The following is a 13,991-nucleotide window of genomic DNA, read 5'->3' as shown; positions in this document are numbered from 1 at the left end:
GGGACGAGCCGTCAGACGTCCACAGGACGATATCGCCCCGTCAGCGGCGTCAGAAGTCCACCGGGTCCAGCGGTGGCCTCTTCCGCTCCAATTCCTTCAACGCTGCTTCGCGCTCGCCGATATAGGTGCGGGTGTAGGGAATGCTTCCCAGTTCGTGCGACAGCTGGATCTGGAATATGAGAAGATTATCATAGAGAAAGGCGGTCTCTGAGGCGGCAAGGTAGAATTCCCACATGCGGTAGAATTTTTCATCGTACAGCCGGATTGCCTCGTCTTTCCGGGCCGTGAACTTCTCCCGCCATGCCCGGAGCGTGTGGGCGTAGTGCATGGGAAGGATTTCAATGTCACGGATCATCAGCCGGGCCTTCTCGACCGCCGGCACGACTTCGGACAAAGCCGGCATGTAGCCGCCTGGAAAGATGTATTTTTCAATCCACGGATTGGTCGCCCAGGGTTTTGTCGCCTGCCCGATCGCATGCAGAAGCATGATGCCGCCTGGGGCGAGAAGACTCGACATCTTGCGAAAGAAATTGCCGTAATTCGCCATCCCGACATGCTCGAACATGCCCACCGAGACGATGCGATCGAACGGGCGGCCCTGCATCGTCCGATAGTCTTGCATCTCGAAGCGGACGCTGCCGGCAAGGCCGCGTTTGCCGGCGCGGTCGCGCGACACTTTCAGCTGTTCCTCGCTCAGCGTTATGCCGGTGACGTCCACACCGGCCATCTCTGCCAGGTACATCGCCATGCCGCCCCAGCCGGAGCCGACCTCGAGAACCCTCTGCCCCGGTTCCAGCAGCAGCTTGGCCGCGATGTGGCGCTTCTTGGCCAGTTGCGCCTCGTCCAGCGTGATGCCGGGTGGATCGAAATAGGCGCAGGAATACTGCCAGTCGTGATCGAGGAAAAGGTCGAACAGCTTACCGTCGAGATCATAGTGATGCGCGACATTGCGCTGATTGCGATTGCCCGGCAAACGGCTCTTCAGCTGCTGTTGCGCGACACGCAGCAGCGCAATGACCGTGTTGCTGACGGTGGCCGCGTTTTCGAGGCCGTTGGCCTTCATCATCGCGATCATGTCAAAAATGTTGCCTTCGTCGATGAGAAGCCGGCCTTCGACATACATCTCGCCGAATTTCATGCCGGGATCGAGCAGGATGGCCTTTTCCGCCGCCGCGTCGAGTGTTCGAAGGGTCACCGGCAGACCCGACCCGTCGCCGAGAACGGCCTTTTCGCCGGAAGAGAGAATGACTTTCAGATTGCCCTTTTGAACGAGACGGCGGAGCACTTTCAGAAATGGCGTATTCATTTCAGACCTCGACCCACAGATGCACGCGTTCCCGTGGATGGAGATCTTGCCGCGGGCTCAGATGGGTTGGCGTGCGTCTTTGGTGTCGTCCGTCCGCAGCATTCATCCGATATCGCCCGCCCCGACCCCGAGAGCTCTATCCAACAGTACAGCCGATAAACTAATGCTACCGTGCCGTTGGACAAGTCCTCGACAGGCCTTGCGCAGACTTATTTCATGGCCGATTTCCGGCATCAGCGGGCATGTGCGCCCTGCCCCGCAAGACGCGCGCGATCGTGCGGCTGGTCCAGATCCTGCAGCGGACCGAGCGGCACGATCCGCGTCGGATTGATATGGGTGATCGAGTAATAACCGCGCTTGATATGATCGATCCGCACCGTCTCGCGGATGCCCGGCCACTGGTAGATCTCGCGCATATAGCTGGAAAGATTGGGATAATCCGCAATCCGGCGCAGATTGCACTTGAAGGCGCCGTGATAGGCCGGATCAAAGCGGATCAGCGTGACGAACAGCCTTATGTCCGCCTCGGTGAAACGGCTTCCGGCGATATAACGGCTTGTCCCCAGATGCGCCTCCAGCCTGTCGAGCGTCTCGAACAGACCGGAGACGGCGTCCTCATAGGCGCCTTGGGTCTTCGCAAAGCCGGCGCGATAGACACCATTGTTGACGGTGTCGTAGATCAGCGCGTTCCAGCGGTCGATTTCAGGGCGCAGGACCTGCGGGTAGAAATCGAGCGTGTTGCCGGTCAGGTGGTTGAAGGCCGTATTGAGGATGCGGATAATATCGGCGGACTCGTTGTTGACGGTGCGCCCTTCCTTGCGGTCCCACAGGACCGGCACCGAGACCTTGCCGGTATAGTGCGGATCGGAGGCGGAGTAGAGTTCATGCTGGTAGCGGATCCTCCCGACGCGCGGGCCGGCATCCTGCGGCTCGGCATAGGTCCAGCCGTTCTCCCCGAGTTCCGGCTCGGAAACGGAGACGGAGATGATGTCCTGCAGCCCCTTCAGATTGCGCATCATCAGCGTGCGCGATGCCCAGGGGCAGATATAGGCAACGAAAAGCTGATAGCGGCCCGCTTCCGCCGGAAGCGCCGGCTGTCCTTCCGGTCCGGGCAAGCCATCGGCGGTGATCCAGGTGCGGAAACTGGTCGGCTCGCGGTGAAAGGCGCCGCCCTTCATTTCGCTTGCGGCGACGTCGCCCTTTTCCCATTTTCCATCGACCAGTTGCGGCATATCGCGCGTCCTTGTTCATCCGACCCGGGCGGTCGCTTCTTGCTCCGGAATCGCATGCGCGCGCGGGATGGGCAAGCCGCAGCTTGCGCGACAGACTGTTCGACAAGTCGTGCAGACAGCAAAGAGGCGCCATCCGGCGCCTCTGTTCTACTTCGGGAATTCAAGTCCCATTTCGCGGAACCGCTCGGGGTCGTCGCCCCAGTTTTCGCGGACCTTGACGAACAGGAACAGGTGCACCGGCTGATCGAGGATTTCGGAGAGTTCCTTGCGCGAGGCCATGGAGATCGCCTTGATGGCATCACCGTTCTTGCCGAGTGCGATCTTCTTCTGACTGTCGCGCTCGACATAGATGACCTGCTCGATCCGCACCGAGCCGTCCTTGCGCTCTTCCCATTTTTCCGTCTCGACATGCGAGGAATAGGGAAGCTCCTGGTGCAGGCGCAGAAACAGCTTTTCGCGGGTGATTTCGGCTGCGAGCTGGCGCATGGGCAGATCGGAAATCTGGTCTTCCGGATAATACCAGGGGCCTTCCGGCAGCTTCATGGCGAGATAATCGAGCACGTCGTCGCAACCGGAGCCGGTGAGCGCCGAGATCATGAAGGTACGCTCGAATTCGACATATTCGTTGGCCGCGGTCGCAAGTTTCAACAGGTCTTCGCGCGACACCTGGTCGATCTTGTTGAGCACCAGCATCTTCGGCTGCTCGACATGCTTCAGCCCTTCGAGAATGGTTTCGGCGTCGCCCTTCAATCCGCGTTCGCTGTCGATCAGCATCATGATGGCGTCGGCATCCTTGGCGCCCCCCCAGGCGGTGGTGACCATGGCGCGGTCGAGGCGCCGGCGCGGCTTGAAGATGCCGGGCGTGTCCATGAAGACGATCTGGGCATTCTTGTGGATGGCGATGCCGCGCACGATGGCGCGGGTGGTCTGCACCTTGTGGCTGACGATCGACACCTTGGCGCCCACCAGCCGGTTCACCAGCGTCGATTTGCCGGCATTGGTGGCGCCGATCAGCGCCACGAAACCGGATCGGGTCGGGCCCTTGTCGGTGGTTTCCGGGATTGCGTCTGTTTCGCTCATACTGTCCGTCATTTCCGATTGGGCGACCGGGCGCCGGTCCGGCGCGCGCAGTCGCATGTCTGTTTAAAAGGAATGCCCGGTCTTTCGAGAGGCAATCGCCTCCGGACAGATCAAGCCGTCTTCGTTGTCTTCCAGACGCCTTCGCGTTCCAGAATATTGGTGGCTGCCACCTGTTCGGCGGCGCGCTTGGAGCGGTCGACCCCCATGGCGGGCGCGATGCCCTGAATCTCGACCGTGACCGTGAAGCGCGGATCATGGTCGGGTCCCGACCGCTCCTCGACACGGTAGCTCGGTGTCACGCCGAACTTGGCGTGTGCCCATTCCTGCAATTCCGTCTTCGCATCACGACGCGCACCATCGACACGGACCGCCCGCGCGGCCCAGTGGCGCTGGATGAAGCCGCGTGCCGCTTCCAGCCCGCCATCCAGGTAGATCGCGGCGATGAGTGACTCTACCACATCGGCCCGCACATTCAGCATGTGTTTTCCGGTGAGTTTCTTCACGTCGGCGCCGGTGCGGATGAAGAGATGCAGCGACAGCGCATCGGCAACGAGCGCGCAGCTATCGGCACTGACGAGTTGGTTGAGGCGGACCGAAAGCTCCCCCTCGTCGGCATCCTTGAAGGTCTGGAACAGGAGTTCGGCGACGCAGAGCCCGAGGACGCGGTCACCGAGAAATTCCAGCCGCTCATAGTTCGAGCCCTTGGCATTGCGGGCGCTGGCATGGGTCAGCGCCCGGTCGAGCCGCTCCTTGTTGGAAAAGCTGTAGCCGATCGTAGCCTCGAGCCGTTCCCGGTCCTCATTGCCGAGCGATCGGTTCTTGCTCATTCGACGCCCTTGAAAATGCGGTCGTAGCGCAGGTTGGCCGGCCACTTCCAGATATGCGTGAACGATGTGTCGTTGCCGAGCGAGAAGAAGATCATCGAGGCGCGACCGACGAGGTTTTGCGCCGGCACGAAACCGACGTCGAAGCGGCTATCGGACGAGTTGTCGCGGTTGTCGCCCATCATGAAATAATGGCCCTCAGGAACGAGGAACTCGCGGGTATTGTCGCCACGTGAATTTGAATCCTGATCGAGCGTGTCGAAATTGACGCCATTGTCCAGCGTTTCGCGATAGAGAGGCACATCGAGCCCCTTGTCCTTGCCGTCGTCAGCCTGGAACATGCCGTCCGGTACGCGCTTGACGGCCTGGTCGTTCACAAACAGGATTCCGTCACGCACCTGGATCTTGTCGCCCGGCAGACCGATCACGCGCTTGATGTAATCGATGTCCGGATTCGGCGGGAAACGGAACACGACGACATCACCGCGCTTGGGTTCGCTGGCGAAGATGCGGCCTTCGAAAAGGTCAGGCGAAAACGGCAGCGAATATTTCGAATAGCCATAGGCGAACTTGTTGACGAAGATGTAGTCGCCGATCAGCAGTGTCGGCATCATCGAGCCGGACGGGATGGTGAAGGGCTGGAAGAAAACCGTGCGGATCACCACGGCGAGAAGCAGCGCCTGGATGATGACCTTGACGTTTTCCCACAGGCCGCTGTCTTGCTTCTTCTCGATGTTTTCTGCCACGCCTGTCGTTCCTTGATCTGTTCCCCGCAGCATCGCGATGCCGGGCGGATGGAATGAGTTCTGTTGTTCAGCGGCTGGTCGTCCGAGCCGAGGCTGCCTGACGCATATCGTGCGGCGGCGCCATCATTTCAAACGAGCCCGGCCCGCTTGCGGGTCCGCTTCATCCGGACATGCTCTAAACTTTTCCTCAATCGGGAGCAACGGGCAGCGCTTCGATTATCACGAAGGCCTGCGCGAGCGGAAAATCATCGGTGATGGTCAGGTGGATGACCGCGCGATGCCCGGCCGGCAGCATTTCCCGAAGCCGCTCGGCCGCGCCGCCGCTCAACTGCATCGTCGGCTTGCCGCCCGGCAGGTTTACAACGCCCATATCCTTCCAGAAGACGCCCTGCGCCATGCCCGTGCCGAGCGCCTTGGAACAGGCCTCCTTGGCGGCAAAGCGCTTGGCGTAGGATTCCGCCCGGTTCTTGCGGCCTTCCGACTTGGCGATCTCGATGTCCGTAAAACAGCGCTGGCTGAAGCGTTCGCCGAACCGTTCGAGCGAACTTTCGATACGCCTGATGTCGATCAGATCACTGCCAATGCCGATAATCATCGAAACACGATACCCCCATGCGGACTGAAGCGGATCCGGCCGGACAAAAGCAAACCGGGTGCGCCATGCCAAGTTACAAATTCGTCAGGTTCAAAGCCCGTCCGTCGATCCTGCCATCCGGGCCTGCAACTTGCCCAGGCGACGGATCTGGCGGCGCGCCTGAAACAGCTTGGCCGCATGGAATGCCGCAACATAGAAAACCACTGCGCTGCCGGCCGCAAGCGGTATCGAGCCAACCAGCATCGGCTTCAGGACGGGCGTCCAAAGATGCGACAATTCGAGATGCTTGAGCATGTGGAGGATATCCTGCCCCTGGAGCGCACCGCTGTCGCCGGTTCCGAGGAGGATGACGCCGAGTTCATAGGTGGCGGCGAGAATGACGGGAATGGTCAGCGGATTGGCAAGCGCCGTCGATATGCCAGCGGCAATCAGGTTGCCTGAGAGCAGATAGGCCAGCGCCAGCGCTAAGACGATGTGAAGCCCGACGAACGGGGTCGCCGAGGACGCCGCACCGGCGGCGACGCCGACCGCGATGGAGTGGGGAGACGAGGACAGCCGCAGGACGCGCATGGACATATAGCGCAGCCCGCGCGAAAAGCCCTTTCGCGGCCACAGGAATTCACGGAGCTTGCCCGACAGCGTCGCCGGCTTCTTGCGTCTGAACAACATGCTGCTCTGATAAACGATGCGGATATGGCTGTTCAATGGCACGGGTGCGAAAATCGGCATTTCCGGCGGCCGGAAGGCAAATATGCCGCATGGCCGTTCGCAGGCCGGGCATCCCGGCCAACTCCGAGCGTCATGCGCGGAGGGTCATCTCGGTATTCTTCTGCTGCATACGTCCCGGCAGCCTGTGACAACAGGCGGCCGGACTAAGGCACAAATCAGAAGGAGTTGCGGAACAGGCCGCGGTCGATCTGACGCTGGCGATATTCCAGGTCGATACGGTCGATCGAGCCGTTCAGGTAGTTCAATTCCCGCTCTTCAGCGGTCGGAACGCGCAGGGCGCGGGTGATGCTCTTCAGTTGCTTAAACATGGTAAACCCCTTTCGTTTACCTCCCGATGCAGAAGATAGGTGAAAGGGCCTCAACTCACCAGAGCTACAAAAAGCAGGCAGCCATGCATGTGTTGCATGGCCTGCACTTTTTGGCCGCACAAAATGCACATTCAAAGTGCATTTGCCGCCGGGCTATGCGAAAACGGCACCAATCATGGCCGAAAATCCAAGGCAGCCAGCGGAACGCAGCAGAGGCAGCGTCACTCAAAGACGCGCTTGACCGTCGAGACGCTTGGCAGTTCGCGGATCTGGGCGATGAGATGGTTGAGCTGGCGCAGGTCCCAGACTTCCAGATCGAGGTGGAATTCGCTGAAATCGGCGGCCACCTGCCCCATGGAGAGCGAGCGGATATTGATGTCGCTGGTGGCGATCGCCTGGGCGATCTCGGCGAGCGTGCCTGGCTCGTTCAGGGCATTGATCAGAACACGCGCCATGAAGCGGGTATTGTTGGCCTCGTCGAGATCCCAGCGCACGTCGATCCAGCGCTCGGATTCCTCGTCGAATCTCTGCAGGCTGGGCGACTGGATCGGATAGATCGTGATGCCCTTGTCCTTTTCCATGATACCGACGATCCGGTCTCCCGGAACGGCACCCGACGGGCTGAAATGAACCTCGGCATTGCCGGACAGTCCGCGGATCGGCAGAGCTTCCGGCCCCTCGCCTTCCAGCACGTCGAACATGTCCTTCGGCCGTCCCGGCAGCTTGAACACCATGCCGGCGGCGCTGCGCATGTTGAACCAGCCGTCATCCGTGTTCGGCTTGACGGTCACGCGCTCGTCCTGATGATCCGGGAAGACCGCACGCAACACGTCGAGCGACGAGAGTTCGCCACGGCCGACGGCGGCGATCGCGTCTTCGATTTCCTTGTGGCCAAGACGGTGCAGCACCGGCTTCATCGCTTCGCGGGTGAACGACTTGCCTGACCGCTCGAATGTGCGCTCGAGGATGCGGTAGCCAAGGCCCGAATATTGCTTGCGAATGGCGGCCCGCGTGGCGCGGCGGATGGCTGCGCGCGCCTTGCCGGTGACGACGATTTCCTCCCAGGCCGGCGGCGGCACCTGAATGCCGGAACGGACGATCTCGACTTCATCGCCATTGTTGAGCCGCGTTACCAGCGGCATGATGCGACCGTTGATCTTGGCGCCGACGCAGGTGTCGCCGATATTGGTATGAACCGCATAGGCGAAATCGATCGGGGTCGCGCCGCGCGGCAGCGCGATCAACTGGCCCTTCGGCGTGAAGCAGAAGACCTGGTCCTGGAAGAGTTCCAGCTTGGTATGCTCGAGGAACTCTTCCGGATTGTCGCCCTCCGCCAGGCTCTCGATCGTCCGGCGCAGCCAGGAATAGGCATTCGACTTCGGAGAAAGCTTGACCTCGCCGACCGGCTCGGCGCTGTCCTTGTAGAGGGTGTGGGCGGCAATGCCGTATTCGGCGATCTCGTGCATCAGCCGCGTACGGATCTGCAGTTCGATGCGCTGGCGCGACGGGCCGACGATGGTCGTGTGGATCGACTGGTAGTCGTTCTGCTTCGGCGTCGAGATATAATCCTTGAACCGGCCGGGCACCACGCGCCAGCGGGTATGGACGATGCCGAGTGCCCGATAACAGTCCGGAATATCGGCGACGATGATGCGAAAACCCCAGACGTCGGACAACTGCTCGAAAGACAGCGACTTCGACTGCATCTTCTTGAAGACCGAATAGGGCTTCTTCTGGCGTCCCTTGACGAGCGTTCCGGTCAGACCCTTGGCCTGGATGAGTTCATCCAGTTCGTCCTCGATCTTCTTGATCAGGCCTTCGTTGCGGGTGGAAAGTTCGTTGAGGCGACGCGTGACAGTCTCGAAAGCCTCCGGATTGATATGGCGGAAGGACAGGTTTTCCAGTTCCTCGCGCATGTCCTGCATGCCCATGCGGCCGGCCAGCGGCGCATAGATATCCATGGTCTCTTCGGAGATCCGGGCGCGCTTTTCCGCCGACATGTGATCGAGCGTGCGCATGTTGTGCAGGCGGTCGGCCAGCTTGACGAGAAGGACACGCACGTCGTCGGAAATGGCAAGCAGCAGCTTGCGCAGGTTTTCCGCCTGCTTGGCCTTCTTGGTCACCAGATCAAGCTTCTTGATCTTGGTGAGCCCCTCGACCAGCGCGCCGATGTCCTCGCCGAACAGGTCGTCGATCTCGGCCCGGGTCGCCGTCGTATCTTCGATCGTGTCGTGCAGCAGCGCGACTGCGATGGTCGATTCATCGAGATGCATCTCGGTGAGGATCGCCGCCACCTCGAGGGGATGGGAGATGTAGGGATCGCCGCTCGCCCGCTTCTGCTGGCCATGCTTCTGCATGGCGTAAACGTAAGCCTTGTTCAAAAGCGCTTCGTTGACATCGGGCTTGTATTTTTGAACGCGCTCAACGAGCTCGTATTGGCGCATCATCCGCGGGCGGCTCCAGGAGAATCCGGAAAAGAAAAGGTGCGCCAATCATAGGAGTGGCGCACCGCTTTGCAAATACCGGCCTCACGCGAGTTCCAGACGAAAGCGCGGCATTGTCTTGGCGCGTTGTATCCGCTCTGTCGGGCAAAGACGAAACGACTTAGTAGTCGTCGCTCTTTTCCGGCGGAACCAGGCCTTCGATGCCGGCCAGCAGCTCTTCTTCCGACATGCGGTCGAAGGTCACGACTTCCGGCTGGTCGTCGTCCTGGGCGGACTGGTCGGCAAACACGCTGGCAGCGTCGCCGCCGATCATCGATGCCGGATCGGGCTCCGGCTCATCGACTTCGACATGCTTCTGCAGCGAGTGGATCAGGTCTTCCTTCAGGTCGCCGGGCGACAGCGTCTCGTCGGCGATTTCGCGAAGGGCGACAACCGGGTTCTTGTCGTTGTCGCGGTCGATCGTGATCGCAGCGCCCTGCGAGATCAAGCGGGCGCGGTGGCTTGCCAGAAGCACGAGCTCGAAACGGTTATCGACTTTGTCGATGCAATCTTCAACGGTGACGCGGGCCATTGCCTGTCCTTTGATCTTAAGGCGCAGCTTATCACGAGTGCCGTGACACGCTCGCCGCTGCGTTGATTGACAAGATCGGAACCCGTCCAGCCGTCTGCTTGACGGTATGCGTGGCTCCGATTTCAGGAATTAAACTGCCCGATACAATCAAACCCGCGGGAATTCAAGTTTTTCCTGCATTGCGCAAAAAGATATCCGCGCCATTTTCGGCGATGGCCGGACCGCAAACAAATATCGGGGGGCGACAATCCCCTAGGGATAGGCTTTGACATCCGCGCAAATGATGATTGAATGCGACAAAATCCTTCTGCCACCCTGAGGAGTGCGAAGCTCGGCCCGTTTCGGCACGGCGAAAAACCGTCGGCAAAAAAATTTCTAAAACAAGACAGGTGCTTCCTGGTTTCCGCAAAAAACTGCGAGAAATAGCTCTTTCACCAGGAATTTTCTTAGACTAAAGCGAATGGTGGCTCGGAAAGCTGGCATATGAAGAAATCTTAATGTAATCGATTAATCGCAAGGCTACCGTCATTCTTTGCGCGGTCAGGTTGAAGATCAAAAAAAAACATTGAGACAACAAAAAGGAAATATGATGTTCGACCCACGCGAAAAAATCGCGCTCTTTATTGATGGGGCAAACCTCTATGCCGCGTCGAAAAGCCTTGGTTTCGACATTGATTATCGCAAGCTCCTCAAGGCGTTCCAGAAGCGCGGTTATCTGCTACGCGCGTACTATTACACGGCCTTGATCGAGGATCAGGAATATTCGTCCATCCGCCCGCTGATCGATTGGCTAGACTACAACGGTTACAAGGTTGTGACAAAGCCCGCGAAAGAGTTCACGGACTCGCTCGGCCGCCGCAAGATCAAGGGTAACATGGATATCGAGCTGGCCATCGACGCGATGGAACAGTCCGAAACGGTCGACCATCTCGTCATCTTCTCCGGCGACGGCGATTTCACCACGCTGGTGGAAGCGTTGCAGCGCAAGGGACGCAAGGTCTCCGTCGTTTCCACAATGTCGACACAGCCGCCGATGATCGCCGACGACCTGCGTCGCCAGGCCGATCACTTCATCGAACTGGTCAGCCTCAAGGCCGAAGTCGGCCGCGATCCCTCGGAACGACCTGCCCGCGCCGCCGAACCGGTCAGCGGCGAATTCAACGACTGAGACTTCAGCGTACAAAAAAAGGACCAGCCGATCCCTCGCCTGGTCCTTTTTTGACTGAATGATTCGGGATCAATGATCCTTGAGAAGACGGCTCTTCTGGCGGTTCCAGTCGCGTTCCTTCTCGCTCTCGCGCTTGTCGTGCAGCTTCTTGCCCTTGCCGAGCGCCAGTTCGAGCTTTGCCCGCCCCTGCTCGTTAAAGTAGATCTTGAGCGGAATGAGGGTCATGCCATCGCGATTGATGGCACCCTGCAGCCGCGTCGATTCACGTTTCGTGAGCAGCAGCTTGCGGCGACGGCGCGGTTCGTGGTTGAAGCGGTTGGCCTGCAGATATTCCGGCAGATAGGAATTGATCAGCCACATCTCGCCGCCCTCGTCGGTGGCATAGGACTCGGCGATATTGGCCTTGCCCTCACGCAACGACTTGACCTCGGTGCCGGTCAGGACAAGACCGGCCTCGTAGGTGTCGATGATCTCGTAATTGAAGCGGGCCTTCCGGTTTTCCGCGACAATTTTCTTGACCACGCGCTGGCTGCCTTTGGGTGCCATCAGTTCATCAGCCCCGCATGGCGAAGAGCCGCGTCGATGGCCGCTTCCGTCGCCGGCTCGAGCGTGGAAAGCAGCGGCGAACGCACCGTGCGGCTCATCTGGCGCAGGCGGTTCAGCGCATATTTCGCGCCGCAGAGGCCGGGCTCCATGAAGATCGCCTTGTGCAGCGGCATCAGTTTGTCCTGATAATCCAGCGCCTTGGCATAATCGCCGGCAAGCGTGGCTTCCTGGAACTCGGCACAGAGGCGCGGCGCCACATTGGCGGTCACGGAAATGCACCCCGTCCCGCCATGGGCGTTGAAGCCAAGCGCGGTCGCGTCCTCGCCGGAAAGCTGGACGAAGCCCGGACCACAGGCCAAGCGCTGTTCGGAGACGCGCTCGATCCTGCCGGTGGCATCCTTCACGCCCATGATCGTCCGATAGGCCTTGTAGAGGGCAGCCATCGTCTCGACGCTCATGTCCACGACCGAACGGCCGGGGATGTTGTAGATTATGATCGGCAGCTTGATCGCTTCGGCAATCGCCGAATAATGCGCGAACAGGCCCTTCTGGGTCGGCTTGTTGTAATAAGGCGTCACGACCAGGACCGCGTCAGCGCCCGCCTTTTCGGCATGCTGCGCCAATTCGACGGCTTCGATCGTGTTGTTCGAGCCGGCACCCGCAATGACGGGAACGCGTTTCGCCGCGGTCTCGATGCACAGTTCAACGACGCGTTTGTGTTCGGCATGCGACAGGGTCGGCGATTCACCGGTGGTACCGACCGGCACGAGGCCGTGGCTGCCTTGGCTGATCTGCCATTCGACATGCGCGGCAAAGCTGTCCGTGTCCACGGCGCCGGAGGCGGTGAACGGTGTGACGAGAGCGGGAATGGATCCCTTGAACATGCACGACTCCTGACGGCCCGGGAGCTTGAAGACCAACCCACGCTTTAGCCGCATTTCATGGTTAGAAAACTGGCGCACCATAATCATGTGAGGTGCCTGCGGCAAGCACTCTATCGCGCCATTCGGTGCCGGTTGGCGTATATCCGCCCGGCTTCAGCGGCGATTTCAATGTGTTTTCCGGATTAAACCGCCCGTCCGCGTGGACGAACCTGCCTTTATGGGATTGAATGGAAGCGAGTAACCTTTCGTTAGCAAATGCATCGCCAAATGACAGGATATCACGGGGCAGCGTGGGGTTCTTCATGCATGGGCACATCTCTTCTCGGCTGATCGCGATGCTCGGTGCGTCGGCGCTGTCGTTGTGCGCCTTTGCCGCCGCCGCCGAAACCGGAACCATTCCCGTACCGAAATCAAGAGCATTGGCGCTCGCGGCGGCGCAAGACGTCCCGTTCCGCGATGTCACAGGTTCGATCCCCTCCATCACCGCAGCCATTCCCGCCAGTTCGGATCTCAAGACCGGGCTGGATGCGCTATCCAACAAGGATGCGCCCAGGGCGATCGCGGCGCGGAACGGAATGGCAAGAGGGTCGCTTGACAGCCATATCCTCACCTGGGCGATTGCCGTCTCCGGACAGAAGGGCGTACCGTCCTACGAGATCGCCCGAGCCCAGCAGGAATTGAAGGGCTGGCCGGGTCTCGGCAGGCTGCGCGCCAATTCCGAGCGGGCGCTTTACCGCGAAAACCCGCTTCCCGCCGATGTTCTTTCGGCCTTCGGCACGACGCAGCCGGAAACGACCGATGGGACGATCATCCTGGCACGCGCGCTGCAGGCGAACGGCCGGCCCGCCGAGGCAGCGAAATTGCTGCGCGGCCTCTGGGCTTCCGAAGCGCTGGACAAGGCGACCGAAAGCAAGATTCTTGCGGAATTTCCGACCCTTCTGACGACCGCCGACCACAGGCGGCGGATGGAAATGCTGCTCTATCGCAACCGGCTGGATCAGGCGGTCCGCTTCAGCGATCTCGGCAAGGCGCAATCGCTCTACCGGGCCTGGGTCGCGGTTTCGAAAAAGGCCGGCAATGCAGCGGCGCTGATCGCCACTGTTGATCCGTCCTGGCATGCGGAGCCCGCCTATCTGTTCATCCGCATCGAATATCTGCGCAAGCAGGAGAAGTATGAAGAGGCGGCCAAGCTGCTCGCCACCCTGCCCCGGGACAAGGACAAACTGGTCAATCCCGGCGAATGGTGGGTAGAGCAGCGGATCATCAGCCGGGGCCTCTTGGATGACGGCAAGTTCAAGGCCGCCTACCGGATCGCCGCCGATCATGTCGCAGCCGATCCGACGGATATCGTCGATGCGGAATTCCACGCCGGCTGGTACGCCCTGCGTGGAATGGAGGACCCGGCGACGGCCGTCCGGCATTTCCAACGCATCCTGAAAGCGTCGAACCGTCCGATCTCTGTCTCACGGGCCTGGTACTGGATGGGCCGTGCCGTCGAGGCTGGCGCTCCCGGCAATTCCACCGAATATTATACCAAGGCGGCGGCCCTTCCCGGCAC

14 protein-coding genes and 1 pseudogene are annotated in these 13,991 nt (G+C 60.3%); 2 read left to right on the top strand and 13 right to left on the bottom strand.

From position 1 onward, the window contains the following. Nucleotides 1–49: 49 nt before the first annotated feature. From VL202_RS01975 to rpoZ, 10 genes are all read right to left on the bottom strand, one after another. Nucleotides 50–1,306, bottom strand: a complete 1,257-nt coding sequence (locus tag VL202_RS01975; RefSeq protein WP_325462512.1) for a cyclopropane-fatty-acyl-phospholipid synthase family protein — start codon at nt 1,304–1,306, stop codon at nt 50–52. Between the two features lie 233 nt (nt 1,307–1,539). Beyond that, entirely contained in the window at nt 1,540–2,538 is a 999-nt protein-coding gene (locus tag VL202_RS01970; protein WP_325462511.1) for a glutathione S-transferase family protein, read from the bottom strand. 147 nt (nt 2,539–2,685) lie between these two features. Continuing rightward, nucleotides 2,686–3,630, bottom strand: a complete 945-nt coding sequence (era, locus tag VL202_RS01965; RefSeq protein ID WP_325462510.1) for a GTPase Era — start codon at nt 3,628–3,630, stop codon at nt 2,686–2,688. Between the two features lie 98 nt (nt 3,631–3,728). Further along, nucleotides 3,729–4,445, bottom strand: a complete 717-nt coding sequence (rnc, locus tag VL202_RS01960) for a ribonuclease III (RefSeq protein ID WP_325462509.1) — start codon at nt 4,443–4,445, stop codon at nt 3,729–3,731. Further along, nucleotides 4,442–5,188 (bottom strand): signal peptidase I, encoded by a 747-nt coding sequence (gene lepB, locus VL202_RS01955; RefSeq protein ID WP_325462508.1) that lies wholly within the window; start codon nt 5,186–5,188, stop codon nt 4,442–4,444. The genes rnc and lepB overlap by 4 nt, the downstream gene beginning before the upstream one ends. Nucleotides 5,189–5,375: 187 nt before the next feature. Continuing rightward, a complete protein-coding gene (gene acpS, locus VL202_RS01950) occupies nt 5,376–5,783 on the bottom strand; it encodes a holo-ACP synthase (protein WP_325462507.1) in 408 nt (135 codons plus the stop codon). A gap of 90 nt (nt 5,784–5,873) precedes the next feature. Then, nucleotides 5,874–6,452: a DUF2062 domain-containing protein gene (locus VL202_RS01945; RefSeq protein ID WP_325462506.1), complete on the bottom strand. Its 579-nt coding sequence runs from the start codon at nt 6,450–6,452 to the stop codon at nt 5,874–5,876. Between the two features lie 215 nt (nt 6,453–6,667). After that, nucleotides 6,668–6,820, bottom strand: coding sequence for a DUF3563 domain-containing protein (locus tag VL202_RS01940; protein ID WP_325462505.1), 153 nt, complete (start codon nt 6,818–6,820; stop codon nt 6,668–6,670). A 221-nt stretch (nt 6,821–7,041) separates the two neighbouring features. Further along, nucleotides 7,042–9,267 (bottom strand): bifunctional (p)ppGpp synthetase/guanosine-3',5'-bis(diphosphate) 3'-pyrophosphohydrolase, encoded by a 2,226-nt coding sequence (locus VL202_RS01935; protein ID WP_325462504.1) that lies wholly within the window; start codon nt 9,265–9,267, stop codon nt 7,042–7,044. Between the two features lie 157 nt (nt 9,268–9,424). After that, on the bottom strand, nt 9,425–9,835 hold the full coding sequence (gene rpoZ / locus VL202_RS01930) for a DNA-directed RNA polymerase subunit omega (RefSeq protein ID WP_325462503.1): 411 nt from the start codon (nt 9,833–9,835) through the stop codon (nt 9,425–9,427). A gap of 589 nt (nt 9,836–10,424) precedes the next feature. Here rpoZ and VL202_RS01925 point away from each other — a divergent pair. After that, nucleotides 10,425–11,003 (top strand): NYN domain-containing protein, encoded by a 579-nt coding sequence (locus VL202_RS01925; RefSeq protein ID WP_325462502.1) that lies wholly within the window; start codon nt 10,425–10,427, stop codon nt 11,001–11,003. Nucleotides 11,004–11,072: 69 nt separating this feature from the next. On the opposite strand, the gene smpB is transcribed toward VL202_RS01925, so the two are convergent. The 3 genes from smpB to VL202_RS01910 form a co-directional block, all read right to left on the bottom strand. Beyond that, nucleotides 11,073–11,549: an SsrA-binding protein SmpB gene (gene smpB / locus VL202_RS01920; RefSeq protein WP_325462501.1), complete on the bottom strand. Its 477-nt coding sequence runs from the start codon at nt 11,547–11,549 to the stop codon at nt 11,073–11,075. Further along, complete coding sequence (gene dapA / locus VL202_RS01915; RefSeq protein WP_325462500.1) at nt 11,549–12,433, bottom strand: 4-hydroxy-tetrahydrodipicolinate synthase; 885 nt, start codon at nt 12,431–12,433, stop codon at nt 11,549–11,551. The genes smpB and dapA overlap by 1 nt, the downstream gene beginning before the upstream one ends. Before the next feature lie 61 nt (nt 12,434–12,494). After that, a complete protein-coding gene (locus VL202_RS01910) occupies nt 12,495–12,737 on the bottom strand; it encodes a hypothetical protein (protein ID WP_325462499.1) in 243 nt (80 codons plus the stop codon). Between VL202_RS01910 and VL202_RS01905 the strand changes: the two are divergent. Further along, nucleotides 12,736–13,991 (top strand): annotated as a pseudogene (locus VL202_RS01905) (lytic transglycosylase domain-containing protein); the annotation flags it as partial. The gene VL202_RS01910 and the pseudogene VL202_RS01905 overlap by 2 nt on opposite strands.

The sequence above is a fragment of the Pararhizobium sp. genome (assembly GCF_035497515.1).
Lineage (GTDB): Bacteria > Pseudomonadota > Alphaproteobacteria > Rhizobiales > Rhizobiaceae > Pararhizobium.
Note: the sequence above shows the minus strand (reverse complement) of the source record. Positions and strands in the feature narration are given on the sequence as shown.